This is a genomic window from Acidovorax sp. BLS4, assembly GCF_032929295.1.
Classification (GTDB): Bacteria; Pseudomonadota; Gammaproteobacteria; order Burkholderiales; family Burkholderiaceae_C; genus Paracidovorax.
Map to the genome: position 1 here is coordinate 1,307,848 of NZ_CP136797.1, position 14,326 is coordinate 1,322,173.

Consider the following 14,326-nt stretch of genomic DNA (forward strand, 5'->3'; position numbering starts at 1 on the left):
TTCTGGAGCCCCGCTTGAACAATCAGTGGTTTTCAAAAATTGCCGTGTGGCTGGTCATCGCCATGGTGCTCTTTACGGTGTTCAAACAGTTCGACACCCGTTCAGGCGCCAGCGCGGGCTCCGTGGGGTACTCCGAATTCCTGGAGGAGGTGCGCAGCAACCGGATCAAGAGCGCCACGATCCAGGAAGGGCAGGGTGGCACGGAGATCGTTGCCACTACCACCGATGATCGCAAATTGCGCACCACCGCGACCTATCTGGACCGCGGATTGGTGGGCGATCTGATCAACAACAACGTCAAGTTCGACGTCAAGCCACGGGAAGAGGGCTCGCTTTTGATGACCCTGCTCGTCAGCTGGGGCCCCATGCTGCTGCTGATCGGCGTGTGGGTGTACTTCATGCGTCAGATGCAGGGCGGCGGCAAGGGCGGAGCTTTCAGCTTCGGCAAGAGCAAGGCCCGCATGCTGGACGAGAACAGCAATCAGGTGACCTTTGCCGACGTGGCAGGATGCGACGAAGCCAAGGAAGAAGTCAAGGAAGTCGTCGACTTCCTCAAAGACCCTCAGAAATTCCAGAAACTCGGTGGCCGCATTCCTCGGGGCCTTCTGTTGGTCGGCCCTCCGGGCACGGGCAAGACGCTGCTGGCGAAGTCCATTGCCGGCGAAGCCAAGGTTCCCTTCTTCAGCATTTCCGGCTCCGACTTCGTGGAAATGTTCGTGGGCGTGGGCGCGGCCCGCGTGCGCGACATGTTCGAGAACGCCAAGAAGAATGCGCCCTGCATCATCTTCATTGATGAAATCGATGCGGTGGGCCGCCAGCGCGGCGCCGGCCTGGGTGGTGGCAATGACGAACGCGAACAGACCTTGAACCAGATGCTGGTCGAGATGGACGGCTTCGAGACCAATCTCGGGGTGATCGTGGTGGCTGCCACCAACCGCCCTGACATCCTGGATGCCGCCTTGCTGCGCCCGGGCCGATTCGACCGACAGGTGTATGTGACGCTGCCCGATATCCGCGGCCGTGAGCAGATCCTGAACGTGCACATGCGAAAGGTGCCTGTCGGCCAGGACGTGAACCCGAGTGTCATCGCCCGTGGAACTCCCGGCATGTCGGGCGCGGATCTGGCCAATCTTTGCAACGAAGCGGCTTTGATGGCGGCACGCCGCAGTGCGCGCACCGTGGAGATGCAGGATTTCGAGAAGGCCAAGGACAAGATCATCATGGGCCCCGAGCGCAAGAGCATGGTGATGCCCGAGGAAGAGCGCCGCAATACGGCGTACCACGAGTCTGGCCACGCGCTGATCGGCAAGCTGCTGCCCAAGTGCGATCCTGTCCACAAGGTCACCATCATTCCGCGTGGTCGTGCACTGGGCGTGACCATGAGCCTTCCCGAAAAGGACCGCTACAGCTACGACCGCGAGTACATGCTGAACCAGATCAGCATGCTGTTCGGCGGACGGATTGCCGAAGAGGTGTTCATGAACCAGATGACCACCGGCGCCAGCAACGATTTCGAACGTGCCACCTCGATCGCGCGGGACATGGTGACGCGTTACGGCATGACGGAGGCGTTGGGCCCGATGGTCTATGCCGAGAACGAGGGCGAGGTTTTCCTTGGCCGCTCGGTGACCAAGACCAACAACATGAGCGAGCAGACGATGGAAAAGGTCGATGGCGAGGTTCGCCGCATCATCGACGAGCAATACGCGCTGGCACGCAAGCTGATCGAAGACAACAGCGACAAGATGCATGCCATGGCCAAGGCGCTGCTGGAGTGGGAGACGATCGACACCGAGCAACTCGACGACATCATGGCAGGCAAGCCTCCGCGTCCTCCCAAGGATTGGACGCCTCGCACGCCATCTTCGGGTGGGGATAATTCGGGCGGCGGCACGCCGGCCGTGACGACCGAACCTGCTCCTTCGGCCGCTTGAGCCTGCGGCGGAACGCTGCAATCAACAACGGGGCCTGTGTGCCCCGTTTTTGTGTTCTTCTCGTTTAAATCATTCCAGCGTGTCGATGCACTGGCAGACCAGCCGATTCCAGATCGATCTCTCACGGCCTCGGGTCATGGGTATCGTGAATGCCACTCCGGATTCCTTCTCCGATGGCGGGCGGCACGCCACCACCCTGGACGCGATGCGCCACTGCGAAAGCCTGCTGGCGCAGGGGGCCGACATTCTGGACATCGGGGGGGAATCCACCCGCCCAGGCAGTCCCGCCGTCTCGCTGGATGAGGAGTTGGCTCGGGTGTTGCCGCTGGTCCGGTTGGCGGTGGGTCTGGGCGTGCCATTGTCCATCGACACCTACAAGCCCGAGGTGATGCGTGCGGTGCTGGACATGGGCGCTGACATCATCAACGACATCTGGGCCCTTCGGCAACCCGGAGCCATGGCCGTGGTGGCCGGCCATCCTGCATGCGGGGTGTGCCTGATGCACATGCACCGCGACCCCCAAACCATGCAGGCGGCTCCGATGGAGGGAGATGTGGTCTCTCAAGTGCTATCTTTTTTAGAGCAATGTGCCCTAGATTTACATGCGCTGGGGGTCGAAAAGAGTCGCATCGTGCTGGACTGCGGCATCGGCTTTGGCAAGACGGTGGAGCAGAACTTTGCGCTCCTTGCCAGCCAGCCTTTGCTGTCCCGCGCGGGCTACCCCTGGCTGGCTGGCTGGTCGCGCAAATCGTCGCTCGGTGCGGTCACGCAGTGGCCGGTTTCAGAGCGCATGGTCCCGAGCGTGGCCGCGGCGTTGTTGGCCGTGGAGCGTGGCGCGCGCATCGTGCGTGTGCACGACGTGCGCGAAACCGTCGCCGCATTGCAAGTCTGGCAGGCCTCTCAAATTCCCCCACCCTCACTCTAGCCTGCGGATATCCTTCGGGCGGAGGCAAAAAATCATGACACGTCGATATTTCGGTACGGATGGCATCCGCGGCACCGTAGGGCAGGCGCCCATCACTCCCGACTTTGTGCTGCGGCTCGCGCATGCGGTGGGCCAGGTTTTGCGCCGCAAGGAAGAGCGACCCACGGTGTTGATCGGGAAGGACACGCGCATTTCCGGCTACATGCTGGAGAGCGCGCTGGAGTCCGGCTTCAACTCTGCAGGGGTGGATGTGGTGCTGCTGGGCCCTTTGCCCACGCCCGGCGTGGCGTACCTGACCCGTGCCCAGCGCGCCAGCCTGGGTGTTGTGATCAGCGCCAGCCACAATGCCTATCCGGACAATGGCATCAAGTTCTTCAGCGCTCAAGGGACGAAGCTCTCCGATGAGTGGGAAATGGCGGTGGAGTCGGCGCTGGATGAAGCCCCCGTCTGGGCGGACTCTGCCTCTTTGGGCAAAGCGAGGCGCCTGGAGGATGCGGCAGGCCGCTACATCGAATTTTGCAAGAGCACGTTCCCACAGGATCTGACCCTCAAGGGGGTGAAGATCGTGGTGGATGCGGCCCACGGCGCGGCGTATCACATCGCGCCCAAGGTGTTTCATGAACTGGGCGCGGAAGTGTTGGCCATCGGCTGCTCCCCCGATGGCCTGAACATCAACCACCAAGTCGGTGCGACCCATCCCGAAGCCTTGGTGCGGGCGGTCCGGGCCAACCACGCGCACTTCGGCGTGGCGTTGGATGGTGACGCGGATCGGCTCCAGATGGTGGACGCGGCGGGGCGCCTCTACAACGGCGATGAACTGCTGTATCTCATGGCCTCTGACCGTTTGGGCCGGGGCGAGCCGGTGCCGGGCGTGGTCGGCACGCTCATGACCAACATGGCGGTAGAGCTTGCGCTCAAGGCGCAGGGCATACAGTTCGTGCGTGCCAAAGTGGGCGACCGGTATGTGCTGGAAGAGTTGGCCCGCCATCGCTGGCTTTTGGGCGGAGAGGGTTCAGGGCACCTGTTGGCCCTGGACCGCCATACGACCGGCGATGGCCTCATCAGCGCCCTCCAGGTGCTTCAGGCGTGTGTTCGCAACGCCTGCGGTTTGCCGGACATGCTGGCGAGTGTGCAACTCTTTCCGCAGGTGCTCCTCAATGTCCGGCTGGCTCCAGGGCAGGATTGGAAGAGCAACACCACCTTGTCAGACACCTTGCGTTCCGTGGAGGCGGCATTGGGCGAAACCGGGCGGGTATTGATTCGCGCCAGTGGAACCGAACCTCTGCTGCGCGTGATGGTGGAGGCCAGCAATGCCGACCATGCCAATCACTTCGCGCAACAACTGGCAGATGCGGCGCGTGCGGGGTGAGTCCATCTGCGGCGTGCTTCAGTATCTGAGCCTGCGCAGCGTCTGATCCGGCCTATTGCGCTGCATGCTGCCGCTGTAGCAGGGCGGTGATCTGGTGGGCGGGCAAAGGCTTGCTGAAGTAATAGCCCTGTGCTTCGTCGCAACCTTGTTCGCGAAGGTATGACAGCTGCTCGCTCGTTTCCACGCCCTCGGCCGTGGTCCGGATGCCCAGAGCCTGCGCCATGCGAATGATGGCGCTGACGATGGCCCGGTCGTTGCTGTCATTGCCCAAGTCCCGCACGAACGACTGGTCGATCTTGAGCTTGTAGATTTGGAAGCGCTTGAGTTGGCTCAGCGAAGAATATCCCGTGCCGAAATCGTCCATGGACATGCGCACGCCCCGGGCATGCAACTGGTCCATGGTGGCGATGGCGGAACGGGGGTCGTCCACTGCGACGCCTTCGGTCAGTTCGAGCTCCAGCCGGTTGGCCCGCAGCGAAGTGCTGTCCAGAAGCCGGCTGACCAGTTCGGGCAACTGCGGCTGTCTGAACTGCAGTGCCGATAGATTGACCGCCATGGCCAGCCAGTCCATGCCCATGGTGTGCCAGTGCTGCAACTGGTCCAAGGCTGTCTGCATGACCCATTCGCCGATCTGCAGGATCTGGCCGCTGTCTTCTGCGATGGGGATGAACTCTGCGGGAGAGATGCTCCCGAGGTCGGGATGCTCCCAGCGGAGCAGCGCTTCCACGCTGCGGATCTCGCCCGTCGCGATGGTGATCTGCGGTTGGTAGTGCAAATGCAGCTGGTTGCGCTCCAGAGCGCGCCGCAGGGCATTTTCCAGAAGGAGGGCACGCACCGACTGGGCTTGCATTTCCGGGGTGAAGAAGCGGTAAGTGTTTCGACCGTCCAGCTTTGCCCGGTACATGGCCACATCGGCGGACTGGGTCAGGGTGTCGAAATCCGCGCCGTCCTGTGGAAACAGTGCGATGCCCATCGAAGGCGCCATCGTGAGTTCGTGGTGCCCAATTTGGTAATGCTGGCGCGACGCCTCCTGCAGCTTGCCTGCGACACGTGCCGCCCCATGCGCGTTGGCCCCGGGCAGCAGCAGAATGAATTCGTCGCCCCCTAAGCGCGAAACGGTGTCCTTGTCCCGCACGACCGCCCGGAGCCTTTTGGCGATTTCCACCAGCAGAGCATCTCCGACCCGGTGGCCCAGCGAGTCGTTCACGTGCTTGAAGTGATCGAGGTCGAGGAAGATCACAGCGAGGGGCGTGCCCCCTTCGCTGGCAGCGCGGATCGCAAGGTGGCTGCGCTCAGCCAGGAGCGTGCGGTTCGGCAGACCGGTCAATGGATCATAGTGGGCCAGCCAATAGATGCGTTCCTGGTCGTGCTTGCGATCGTTGATCTCGCGATGCAGGTTGTCCACGGTTTCGCTGAGCTGCCGCGTCCGCTGGTGCACCTGACGCTCCAGGTCAGCATGCATCCGGGCCAGCTCTGCCTGTGCCTGGCGCTGCTCGCTGACATCCATGGCAATGCAAACCGATCCATTGGCCGGACGGGCAGGGTCGATGGCCTTGACGCGCACTTCGCACACCACGGCACGGCCATCCTTGCCGCGCAAGGTCATCTCGCCCACGAAGATCTTGCCGTCCGTCAGTGGTTCGTAGCAGCGCTTTTTCGCATCTTCCCAGTCCGCGTCGCTGAAATGCCATTGCCGCGTCGCTGCGTTGGCCAGCTCCCCAGGACCATAGCCCAGCATCTGTTCGAAGTGCTGGTTGCAGCGTGTCATGCGCTGATTGGAGATAAACGCGATGCCCACCATGGCGTGGTCGAAAAGGGCCTGCTTTTCCTGCACCACGGCGTGAAGCTGGGTTTGCGCATGCCGCTGCTCATCGATGTCATCGATGATCCAGATCGAGCCTTCCGCCGTGTCGGCGGGGTTGATCAGCCGACCGGCCAAGCTGCTCCAGAACAAGCGGCCGTTGCAGCGCCGCATCTGGCATTCCGTGCGGTAAGTATCCCCACGCGCAAGCACCGGATAGGCATTGCGTCCCAAGTCCCGGAACGCGTCGAGGGTGGGATACAGGGCCTGGCTGCTCAGTCCTATGGTTTCTTCGACCGTTTCATAGCCAAAGATATCGGCATAGCGTTGATTGCAGCGAACGATCTGCCGTTGGCGGATGAAAACGATGCCCACCCCGGCGCTGTCCAACAAAGTCTGCTGCTCGCGAAGGATGCGTTGCAAAGTCGGCCCGGGCTGAGAAAGTACGGGCGCATCAAGCGTGGGGCACATGGAAATGAGTGAAGCCCTGGCGGGCGGCAAGTTGTGCGAAAGTGTAGCAGTCGCCCCTGAAATCCCGAGTTCGGGATTGTCTCGATCAAAAGCGCGATGCATATCTTCTGGCAGGCCAGGCTCCGTTCTTTCCAAGTCATGAAGCTGTCATGGCCTGGACATGGCGGCGTCACTGCCGTTTGCCACAGTCTCGTCCAAGCGGGAAGGGCAACGCTCCTTCAAGCTGTGATCCAACCACCCTTGCAGGGAGAGACGAGTGAACGAACTACCCATCCCGACGATGCCCTTGTGTCCAGACTCATTGCCCAGGGGGTCACTTCATCGCCCTGGCCATTCGGGCGATGTGGCAAGCCGTTTGTCCACCGAAGGCGGGGTGGAAGTGGCTTGGGCGCGGCACCTCGACGAAGTCCGGGAAGCCCAGCGCCTGAGGTTCGAGGTGTTCGCATCGGAGATGGGAGCGCGACTCAATACCTCGGTGGCCGGCCATGACGTGGACCTTTTCGACGAATATTGCGAGCACCTGCTGGTCCGGGACATCGCCACGCGTCAGGTCATCGGTACCTACCGCGTACTCACTCCCGCTCAAGCCCGCCGGGTCGGCGGTACCTACAGCGATACCGAGTTCGACCTGACACGGCTGCGCACGCTCCGCTCTCGAATGGTCGAATTGGGGCGAAGCTGTGTCCATCCCGACTATCGGCACGGAGGCGTGATTCTGGCGCTTTGGAGCGCCCTGGCGGATTTCATGGTGCGCAATCAACTCGACACCATGATCGGTTGCGCCAGCATTCCCATGCTGCACAACGGGGTGGTGAGCGGCGATGCGGCTGCAAGCATCTGGAGCCAAGTGCAAAAGTCGCATCTGGCGCCCATCGAATTCCACGTGCGCCCGCGGTTGCCGTTGCCTGTGGATCAATTGGACGGATCACTGGCAATCGAGCCGCCCGCCCTCATCAAGGGCTATTTGCGCCTGGGGGCACGTGTTCTCGGTGCGCCGGCCTGGGACCCTGATTTCAACTCAGCCGATTTGCCAATGCTCATGCGCATTGCGGATTTGCCTTCGCGATACCGCAAGCATTTTCTCGGAGTGTGACGGCGCCTTATCTGTCATGAACATCAGCAAACCTTCCGTGACGCCTTCACCGGACTGTCATGAAAATGTCATGGTGACTGTCAATACTGGGGTGGAACCCATCCCTTCCAAAGCAGCCATGCCGTCGCCTTCCGAGCCTCTCCCCGAATCGCCTCTTCAATCTGCTGTGCCTACCGGGGAAGTCGAGGGGGCCAATGTGCCCCCTTTGCCAGAGAAATCGTTGAACTCCGATCCTGATTTTCTCAATCGCGACCACAGCATTCTTGCTTTCAATGAGCGGGTATTCGACTGGGCCGCCCGGGTCGATGTGCCGCTGCTCGAGCGTTTGCGATACCTCTGCATCGTTTCTTCCAATCTCGATGAATTTTTCGAGGTGCGTGCCGCGGCCCATCTGACTGCCGCTCAGAACGGCGATACCAAAGGCCCGTATACCGTCGCTTCGTTCGAGGAGCTGGCTGCCAAAGCCCATGACCTTGTCGCGCGGCAATACGCGCTGTACAACGACTCGCTCACCCCGGCCTTTGCGGCCCAGAACATCCACATCGTCTCCCACGGCGACCGTACCGGGGCACAGAGACGCTGGGTGAACGAGTATTTCGACCGGGAGGTTCGTCCTCTGCTGATCCCGGTCGGCCTGGACCCGTCGCATCCGTTCCCGCAGGTCGCCAACAAGTCGCTGAATTTCATCGTGCGTTTGAAAGGCAACGATGCCTTTGGACGCGAGAATGAAATTGCCATCGTCAAGGTGCCTCGCGTCTTGCCGCGCCTGATACGCATGCCCGCCAAAGTGGCCGTGACAGGAGCGCAGTTTGTCAGTCTGTCCAGCATTGTGCGGGCACACCTGGCAGAGCTCTTCACCGGGCGCGAAGTGACCGAGTTTTCCCAGTTCCGTGTCACGCGCCATTCCGATCTGGCCGTGGATGAAGACGATGTGCGCAATCTGCGCACGGCGCTGCGTCAGGGGCTGGAGCACCGCCACTATGGCCAAGCGGTACGGCTGGAGGTGTCATCGAGCTGTTCGCGGTTCTTGTCCGATTTCCTGCAATTGCAGTTTGCCCTTCCCGATGCGGCGCTGTATCGCGTGCATGGCCCGGTGAATCTGGTCAGGCTCTCGCAATTGGTGGACCTGGTGAACGATCCGGCACTGCTGTTTCCTCCATGGCGTTCCGTATGGCCACGTCAAATCCAGTCGGGAAGCTCGCTCATCGAACAGATCGGTCGGCGCGATGTGCTGGCCCACCAGCCTTTCGAGAGTTTCGACGCCGTGCTGGCGTTTCTGCGCGAGGCGGTCAACGACCCGCAGGTACTTGCCATCAAGCAAACCATTTACCGCACGGGAGCCGATTCGGAATTGATGGAGTTGCTGCGGGAGGCCGTCCGGCGCGGCAAGGAAGTCATGGCGGTGGTGGAATTGAAGGCGCGCTTCGACGAAGAGGCCAACATCAATTGGGCGGAAGCCCTGGAGTCCATCGGGGCGCAGGTCGTGTACGGTGTGGTGGGCCTGAAGACACACGCCAAGATGCTGCTGGTCACGCGCCGCGAAGGCCGGCACCTGCGCCGCTACGGCCATCTTTCCACGGGCAACTACAACCCGCGGACCGCCCGCCTGTACACCGATCTGAGCTATTTCACGGCCGATGCCGAAGTCACCGCCGACATGGATGCGGTGTTCAATCATCTGGCGAGCCAGAACAAGCTGCCCAAATTGCGCAAGCTGGTGCTCGCGCCTTTCCATTTGCAGCAGCACATGCTGGACATGATCGAGCGGGTGGGAGAGTCCGCGGCCAAGGGCGACGATGCCCGCATCGTGGCCAAGATGAATGCCCTGACGGACGATGTGCTGATGCGCGCGCTCATCAAGGCGGGGCAGCAAGGTGCGCGCATCGATCTCATCGTGCGGGGTGCCTGCATGCTGCCGGCGCAACGCAAGGGCATCACGGACAACATTCGGGTGCGTTCGGTCATCGGACGTTTTCTGGAGCACACGCGGGTGTTTTATTTCCGGGCGGGCAAGTCAGAGGATCTGTATCTGTCCAGCGCGGACTGGATGAACCGCAACATGCTGCGTCGTGTGGAGTTGGCCTGGCCCATCACCGACAAGGAACTGCGGCAGCGCATTATCGATGAATGCCTGGTGGCTTACCTGCGGGACGATCGGGACGCCTGGACTCTGCAGCCCGACGGTACGTATGAGCGCGCGCCGCATCCCGTCTCTGGTAAAGGTGCGCAAAAAGCCCTGATGGACCGCTATGCTGCGGCGGCGGGCCGAACAATGGCCCACGGCGGCGGCAGTTCCAAGGCATGATGGATCTGATCCTCTGGCGCCACGCGGAGGCTGAAGAACTCCGTGAGGGAGAAGACGATCTGGATCGTCCTTTGACCGCCCGCGGAGAGAAGCAAGCGGCGCGCATGGCCGCTTGGCTGGATCGGCAACTGCCCGATGGGTTGCGCGTGTTGTCCAGCCCCGCTCGCCGCACCGAGGCCACTGCGAAGGCCCTGGGGCGCAAGTACAAACTGCGCGCCGAGCTATTGCCTGGTGGCACTCCGCAGGAACTGTTGGAACTGGCGCAATGGCCGAAGTCGCGCGGCGCCGTACTGGTGGTGGGGCATCAGCCGGTGTTGGGCCAAGCCGTTGCAAGCCTTTTGGCCTTGCAGGCACCGGAATGTGCGATCCGTAAAGGGTCGGTGTGGTGGCTGCGTCAGCGGCAACGGCCGGAGACCACGGAAACCATCCTGCTGGCCGTGCAGTCCCCGGATTTTCTCTGAGACCAACACCACCATGGGTGCCAGGGCCAACCGGCGCCGAGGGCTCCTGGCTTACTTGCGCGCTGTCTTCGCCGGCTTGGCAGCCTTCTTCGCGGCTGGTACAGGCTGCGCAGGCGCTTGCGCCTTTGGCCGACCGGTCTTGATGGATGGAACGGCCTGCAGCGCCTTTGCCAATGCATCGTCGCCCAGCGCAGAAAGCAGCTTGAGGCCCGCGCGCAGCAATTCGCTCTTCTTGGCAGTCGTGCCCAGTTGCCCGGTGCGCAGCTTCAGTGCTTCGATGGCAGCGTACTCGTCTTTGGGAATGGTGAAGCTGTCACGCATGAGCTTGGGCTTCTTGGCCTTTGGGTCGCGGGCCGGGCTGGGCACAGCCGGCTGGGCAGCCGCCTTGCGGGCCGGGGCCTTCTTGGAAGCAGCGGCCTTGCTGCGTGGGGCGGGCTTGGCTGAAAGGGCTGCACTCGCTGCAGGAGCAGCGGTTTCTGCAGTGTTCGAGGCAGAAGCGGCGGAAACGTCTGAGGTACTGGGCATATCGGTTAAATGAGAAAACGGTATATACAGTTTATACCGTTTCATCCAACGATTTGTCCATCATTGCAGCTCGGCGGCGAACTCCCAAGGCGTTTTGATCCAGGCCGTGCTTTCTTCTCGAAGAAGATGAGCGGACTGTGGATACGCGGCCGACCAGCCGGGGCGTGTGGACAAAGCGAATCGATTGCCCTGCTGGGAAAGCGACAACCCTTGCATGTCGGGCGTGCGGCGGGCGTGGCAAAGCGCCACGGCGATGCGCAGGCAGACCAACTGCAGCGCCAGGTCGGGATCGTCAAGGTCGGCTTCGAGCTTGCGGACCTTCCCCCGATGGCCTTTCACCAGCAGTCCCAGCCGGTGCAGTTCCCAAACCGCAAAGCCGGCGGCGTCGGTATGGTCCAGGATGTACGCGCCATGGTGGTGGTACTCGCTGTGAGAAATGCGGCATCCCACTTCGTGTAACTGCGCGGCCCAGGCCAGTTTCCGCTCGGCACGTTCGCAGGGCTTGCGGCACGCTTGCGTGAACAACCAACAGGCCGTCTTTGCCACCCGCTCCGCGTGATCGATGTCCACCGCGAACCGGTGCATCAGCCCTCGCACCGTGGACGATCGCAAGTCCGTTTCCGGCAGTTCACGGTCGAGCAGGTCGTACAGCGCTCCTTGGCGCAATGCCCCTTGCGCCACCTGCATCTGATCGATCTGCAGTAGCTCGAAAATGGCGCGCAACACGCTGAGGCCGCCGCCGATCACGCTGCGGCGTTCTTCCTTGAGCCCCTCCATGCGCACCCTGTCTGCGGAACGGACACGCAGCAGTTGCTCCTGCAGCCAATCCAGCCCCTGGCGCGTGATGAGTCCGCCGGGATGGCCTGCCGCGGCAAGAACGTCCCCCACCGCCCCGACCGTGCCAGACGACCCGTAAGCCACGTCCCAGGTGTCCGGCCGGTAGATGTTGAGCGCTTCGTCCAGCACAGCCTGGGCCGCGATCTCGGCCGTCCGGAATGCCTGGGGCGTGAAGATGCCTTCCGGAAAATACCGGCTGGACCAGGCCACGCTGCCCACCCGATAGGATGCGACGGCACGCGCCGAAAATTGCTGCCCCAGAATCAGTTCGGTGGATCTTCCGCCAATGTCCACGACCAGCCGACGTTCGTCGGACTGCGGAAGCAGCCGAGCGACCCCTTGATAGATCAGGCGGGCTTCTTCAGGACCCGAAACCACCTCGATCCGGTGGCCCAGGATGTCGCTGCCGCGTTGGAGAAACACCTCGCGATTGCGCGCTTCCCGCAGGGTCTGCGTGGCGACGGCGCGGACGTGATGGGGTTCGAAGGCGGTCAGGCGTTCGGCAAAGCGGGCAAGGCAGTCCCAACCACGCTGCATCGCCTCGGGGGTCAGGTTGCGGTCTTCATCCAGGCCATTGCCCTGGCGAACCGTTTCCTTGAGGTATTCCACACGCTGGATATGGCCGTGTTCGAAACGCCCGATTTCCAGGCGAAAGCTGTTGGATCCGAGATCCACAGCGGCAAGCAGTGTTCCGTCGTGCATGTTGTTGCGCAAGGCGCGCTGGTTTTCAGGCGGGGCAGCATAGCACCTGCCTCTCCAGTCGATGGCGCATCGGAGCTGTGCCAGGAAGGGCGGGGGATGCCGCCCCTCCTGCAATGTCGATTCAGTTACTTCTTGGCTGGTGGCATCAGCACGCGGTCGACCACGTGCACCACCCCATTGCTGGCGGGAATGTCGGCTTGAACGACCATCGCATCTTCCACGGTCACGAAGGTGCCGGCGCGCGACAGTGTGATCTCGCTGCCTTGCAGGGTTTTCGCCGAGCCAGGCTGGATGTCGGCCGCCTTCAGCCGCTTGGGAACAATGTGGTAGTTCAAGACCGCCTGGAGCTTGGATTTATCAGCCTGGAGTTCTGCCATGGTCTTGGCTGGCACAGCCTTGAACGCTTCATCGGAAGGGGCGAAGACCGTGTAAGGGCCGTTGGCAGCCAGCGTATCCGCCAGACCGGCTTGCGTGGCCAGCGTGCGGAAGGTGCTGATGGAGGGGGTTGCCGCCAGCGCGGCGGGAATGGGGCTGGAGGCGCTGGGGCCCGTGGCACAAGCGCTCAGCGTCGCGGCAGTCAGGGCAGCAAGCAGAAAAGGAAAGACGTAGCGGCGGTACATGTTGGGTTCTCCGAAGGGTTGCCGACGGTGTCGGTGCGCCGGAGGCTACGCAGCAATGATGACGATTGCGTGACAAGCAAAGACGGATGTGCCTCTGAAAATCGCAAATGACAGCTTGCAGGGGGTGTCACGATGGTGTCATAAAGCGCTTCTAGAGTCGCCTCACTGATTCTTTCAACCAAGAGGTTCCTACATGAAACTGTCTGTGATTCGGATTCTGGTGTCTGGTGTGGTCGCGGCCGGCGCTTTTTCCAGCGCCTGGGCCCAGCAGGAAGCCACGGGTGCTGGCGCGAGTTTCCCCGCACCGCTGTACTCCAAGTGGGCAGCCGACTACAACAAGGCCACCGGCGTCAAGATCAACTACCAGTCGGTGGGCTCGGGTGCCGGTCTGCGCCAGATCGAAGCCAAGACGGTGGATTTCGGTGCGTCCGACGCGCCCCTCAAAGACGACGAACTGGCCAAGAAAGGCCTGCTGCAGTTCCCCACCGTGATCGGTGGCGTGGTTCCCGTGGTGAACATCAAGGGCATCTCGCCCGGCCAGATCAAGCTGAGTGGGCAAGTGCTGGGCGATATCTACCTGGGCAAGGTGACGAACTGGAACGATGCGGCCATCAAGGCGCTGAACCCCGGCGTGAACCTTCCGGACGCCGCCATCGCTCCCGTCCGCCGTGCGGACGGCTCGGGCACCAGCTTCATTTTCACGAACTACCTGTCCAAGGTGAATGCCGAGTGGAAGTCCAAGGTGGGTGAGGGCACCGCGGTGAACTGGCCCACCGGCGCCGGCGGCAAGGGCAACGAAGGCGTTGCCGCTTTCGTGGGCCGTCTGCCAAACTCCATCGGCTACGTGGAATACGCCTATGTGAAGCAGAACAAGCTGAACTACGTCCAGCTGCAGAATGCGGACGGCGCCTTTGTGTCGCCGGAAGACAGCGCCTTCAAGGCCGCCGCTGCCGGCGCCGACTGGGCCAAGAGCTTCTATCAGATCCTCACCAACCAGCCAGGCAAGGATGCATGGCCGATCACGGGTGCCACCTTCATCCTGATGCACAAGACGCAGGACAAGCCCGCACAGGCAACCACCTCGCTCAAGTTCTTCGAGTGGGCCTACAAGTCGGGTGACAAGACGGCGGCGGACCTGGACTACGTGCCCATGCCTGACTCCGTGAAAAACGTCATCATCAAGTCCTGGGGTGACATCAAGGACACTTCCGGCAAAGCCGTTTCGCTGAAGTGATCCCATGGTGGCCCGCCGACGCGGGCCACCAGTTCGTTTTTTCTTATGG

11 protein-coding genes are annotated in these 14,326 nt (G+C 62.1%); 7 read left to right on the forward strand and 4 right to left on the reverse strand.

Features of this window, described 5'->3' with window-relative positions:
* Positions 1–14 precede the first annotated feature (14 nt).
* The 3 genes from ftsH (at position 15) to glmM (ending at position 4,228) form a co-directional block, all read left to right on the forward strand.
* A complete protein-coding gene (ftsH, locus tag R1Z03_RS06040; RefSeq protein ID WP_284428551.1) occupies positions 15–1,934 on the forward strand; it encodes an ATP-dependent zinc metalloprotease FtsH in 1,920 nt (639 codons plus the stop codon).
* Positions 1,935–2,019: 85 nt separating this feature from the next.
* Positions 2,020–2,859: a dihydropteroate synthase gene (gene folP, locus R1Z03_RS06045; RefSeq protein WP_317357745.1), complete on the forward strand. Its 840-nt coding sequence runs from the start codon at positions 2,020–2,022 to the stop codon at positions 2,857–2,859.
* Positions 2,860–2,893: 34 nt separating this feature from the next.
* The gene (glmM, locus tag R1Z03_RS06050; protein WP_317360260.1) at positions 2,894–4,228 is read left to right on the forward strand and encodes a phosphoglucosamine mutase; all 1,335 of its coding nucleotides are present in this window, start codon (positions 2,894–2,896) and stop codon (positions 4,226–4,228) included.
* Positions 4,229–4,280: 52 nt separating this feature from the next.
* Here glmM and R1Z03_RS06055 read toward each other — a convergent pair whose 3' ends face one another.
* Entirely contained in the window at positions 4,281–6,500 is a 2,220-nt protein-coding gene (locus tag R1Z03_RS06055) for a bifunctional diguanylate cyclase/phosphodiesterase (protein WP_284428548.1), read from the reverse strand.
* Positions 6,501–6,756: 256 nt separating this feature from the next.
* Between R1Z03_RS06055 and R1Z03_RS06060 the strand changes: the two genes are divergently transcribed.
* The 3 genes from R1Z03_RS06060 to R1Z03_RS06070 all read left to right on the forward strand — a co-directional run bounded on the left by R1Z03_RS06060 (position 6,757) and on the right by R1Z03_RS06070 (position 10,359).
* Positions 6,757–7,593: a GNAT family N-acetyltransferase gene (locus R1Z03_RS06060; RefSeq protein ID WP_284428547.1), complete on the forward strand. Its 837-nt coding sequence runs from the start codon at positions 6,757–6,759 to the stop codon at positions 7,591–7,593.
* A gap of 70 nt (positions 7,594–7,663) precedes the next feature.
* Positions 7,664–9,898, forward strand: a complete 2,235-nt coding sequence (gene ppk1 / locus R1Z03_RS06065; protein WP_372588268.1) for a polyphosphate kinase 1 — start codon at positions 7,664–7,666, stop codon at positions 9,896–9,898.
* Entirely contained in the window at positions 9,895–10,359 is a 465-nt protein-coding gene (locus R1Z03_RS06070) for a histidine phosphatase family protein (protein WP_284428546.1), read from the forward strand. The genes ppk1 and R1Z03_RS06070 overlap by 4 nt, the downstream gene beginning before the upstream one ends.
* Before the next feature lie 51 nt (positions 10,360–10,410).
* Here R1Z03_RS06070 and R1Z03_RS06075 read toward each other — a convergent pair whose 3' ends face one another.
* The 3 genes from R1Z03_RS06075 to R1Z03_RS06085 form a co-directional block, all read right to left on the reverse strand.
* On the reverse strand, positions 10,411–10,680 hold the full coding sequence (locus tag R1Z03_RS06075; RefSeq protein ID WP_317357754.1) for a hypothetical protein: 270 nt from the start codon (positions 10,678–10,680) through the stop codon (positions 10,411–10,413).
* 264 nt (positions 10,681–10,944) lie between these two features.
* Positions 10,945–12,423 (reverse strand): Ppx/GppA phosphatase family protein, encoded by a 1,479-nt coding sequence (locus tag R1Z03_RS06080; RefSeq protein ID WP_317360263.1) that lies wholly within the window; start codon positions 12,421–12,423, stop codon positions 10,945–10,947.
* A gap of 125 nt (positions 12,424–12,548) precedes the next feature.
* Positions 12,549–13,043, reverse strand: a complete 495-nt coding sequence (locus R1Z03_RS06085; RefSeq protein ID WP_284428544.1) for a fasciclin domain-containing protein — start codon at positions 13,041–13,043, stop codon at positions 12,549–12,551.
* Between the two features lie 193 nt (positions 13,044–13,236).
* Between R1Z03_RS06085 and pstS the strand changes: the two genes are divergently transcribed.
* Positions 13,237–14,277: a phosphate ABC transporter substrate-binding protein PstS gene (gene pstS, locus R1Z03_RS06090; protein ID WP_284428543.1), complete on the forward strand. Its 1,041-nt coding sequence runs from the start codon at positions 13,237–13,239 to the stop codon at positions 14,275–14,277.
* Positions 14,278–14,326 lie beyond the last annotated feature (49 nt).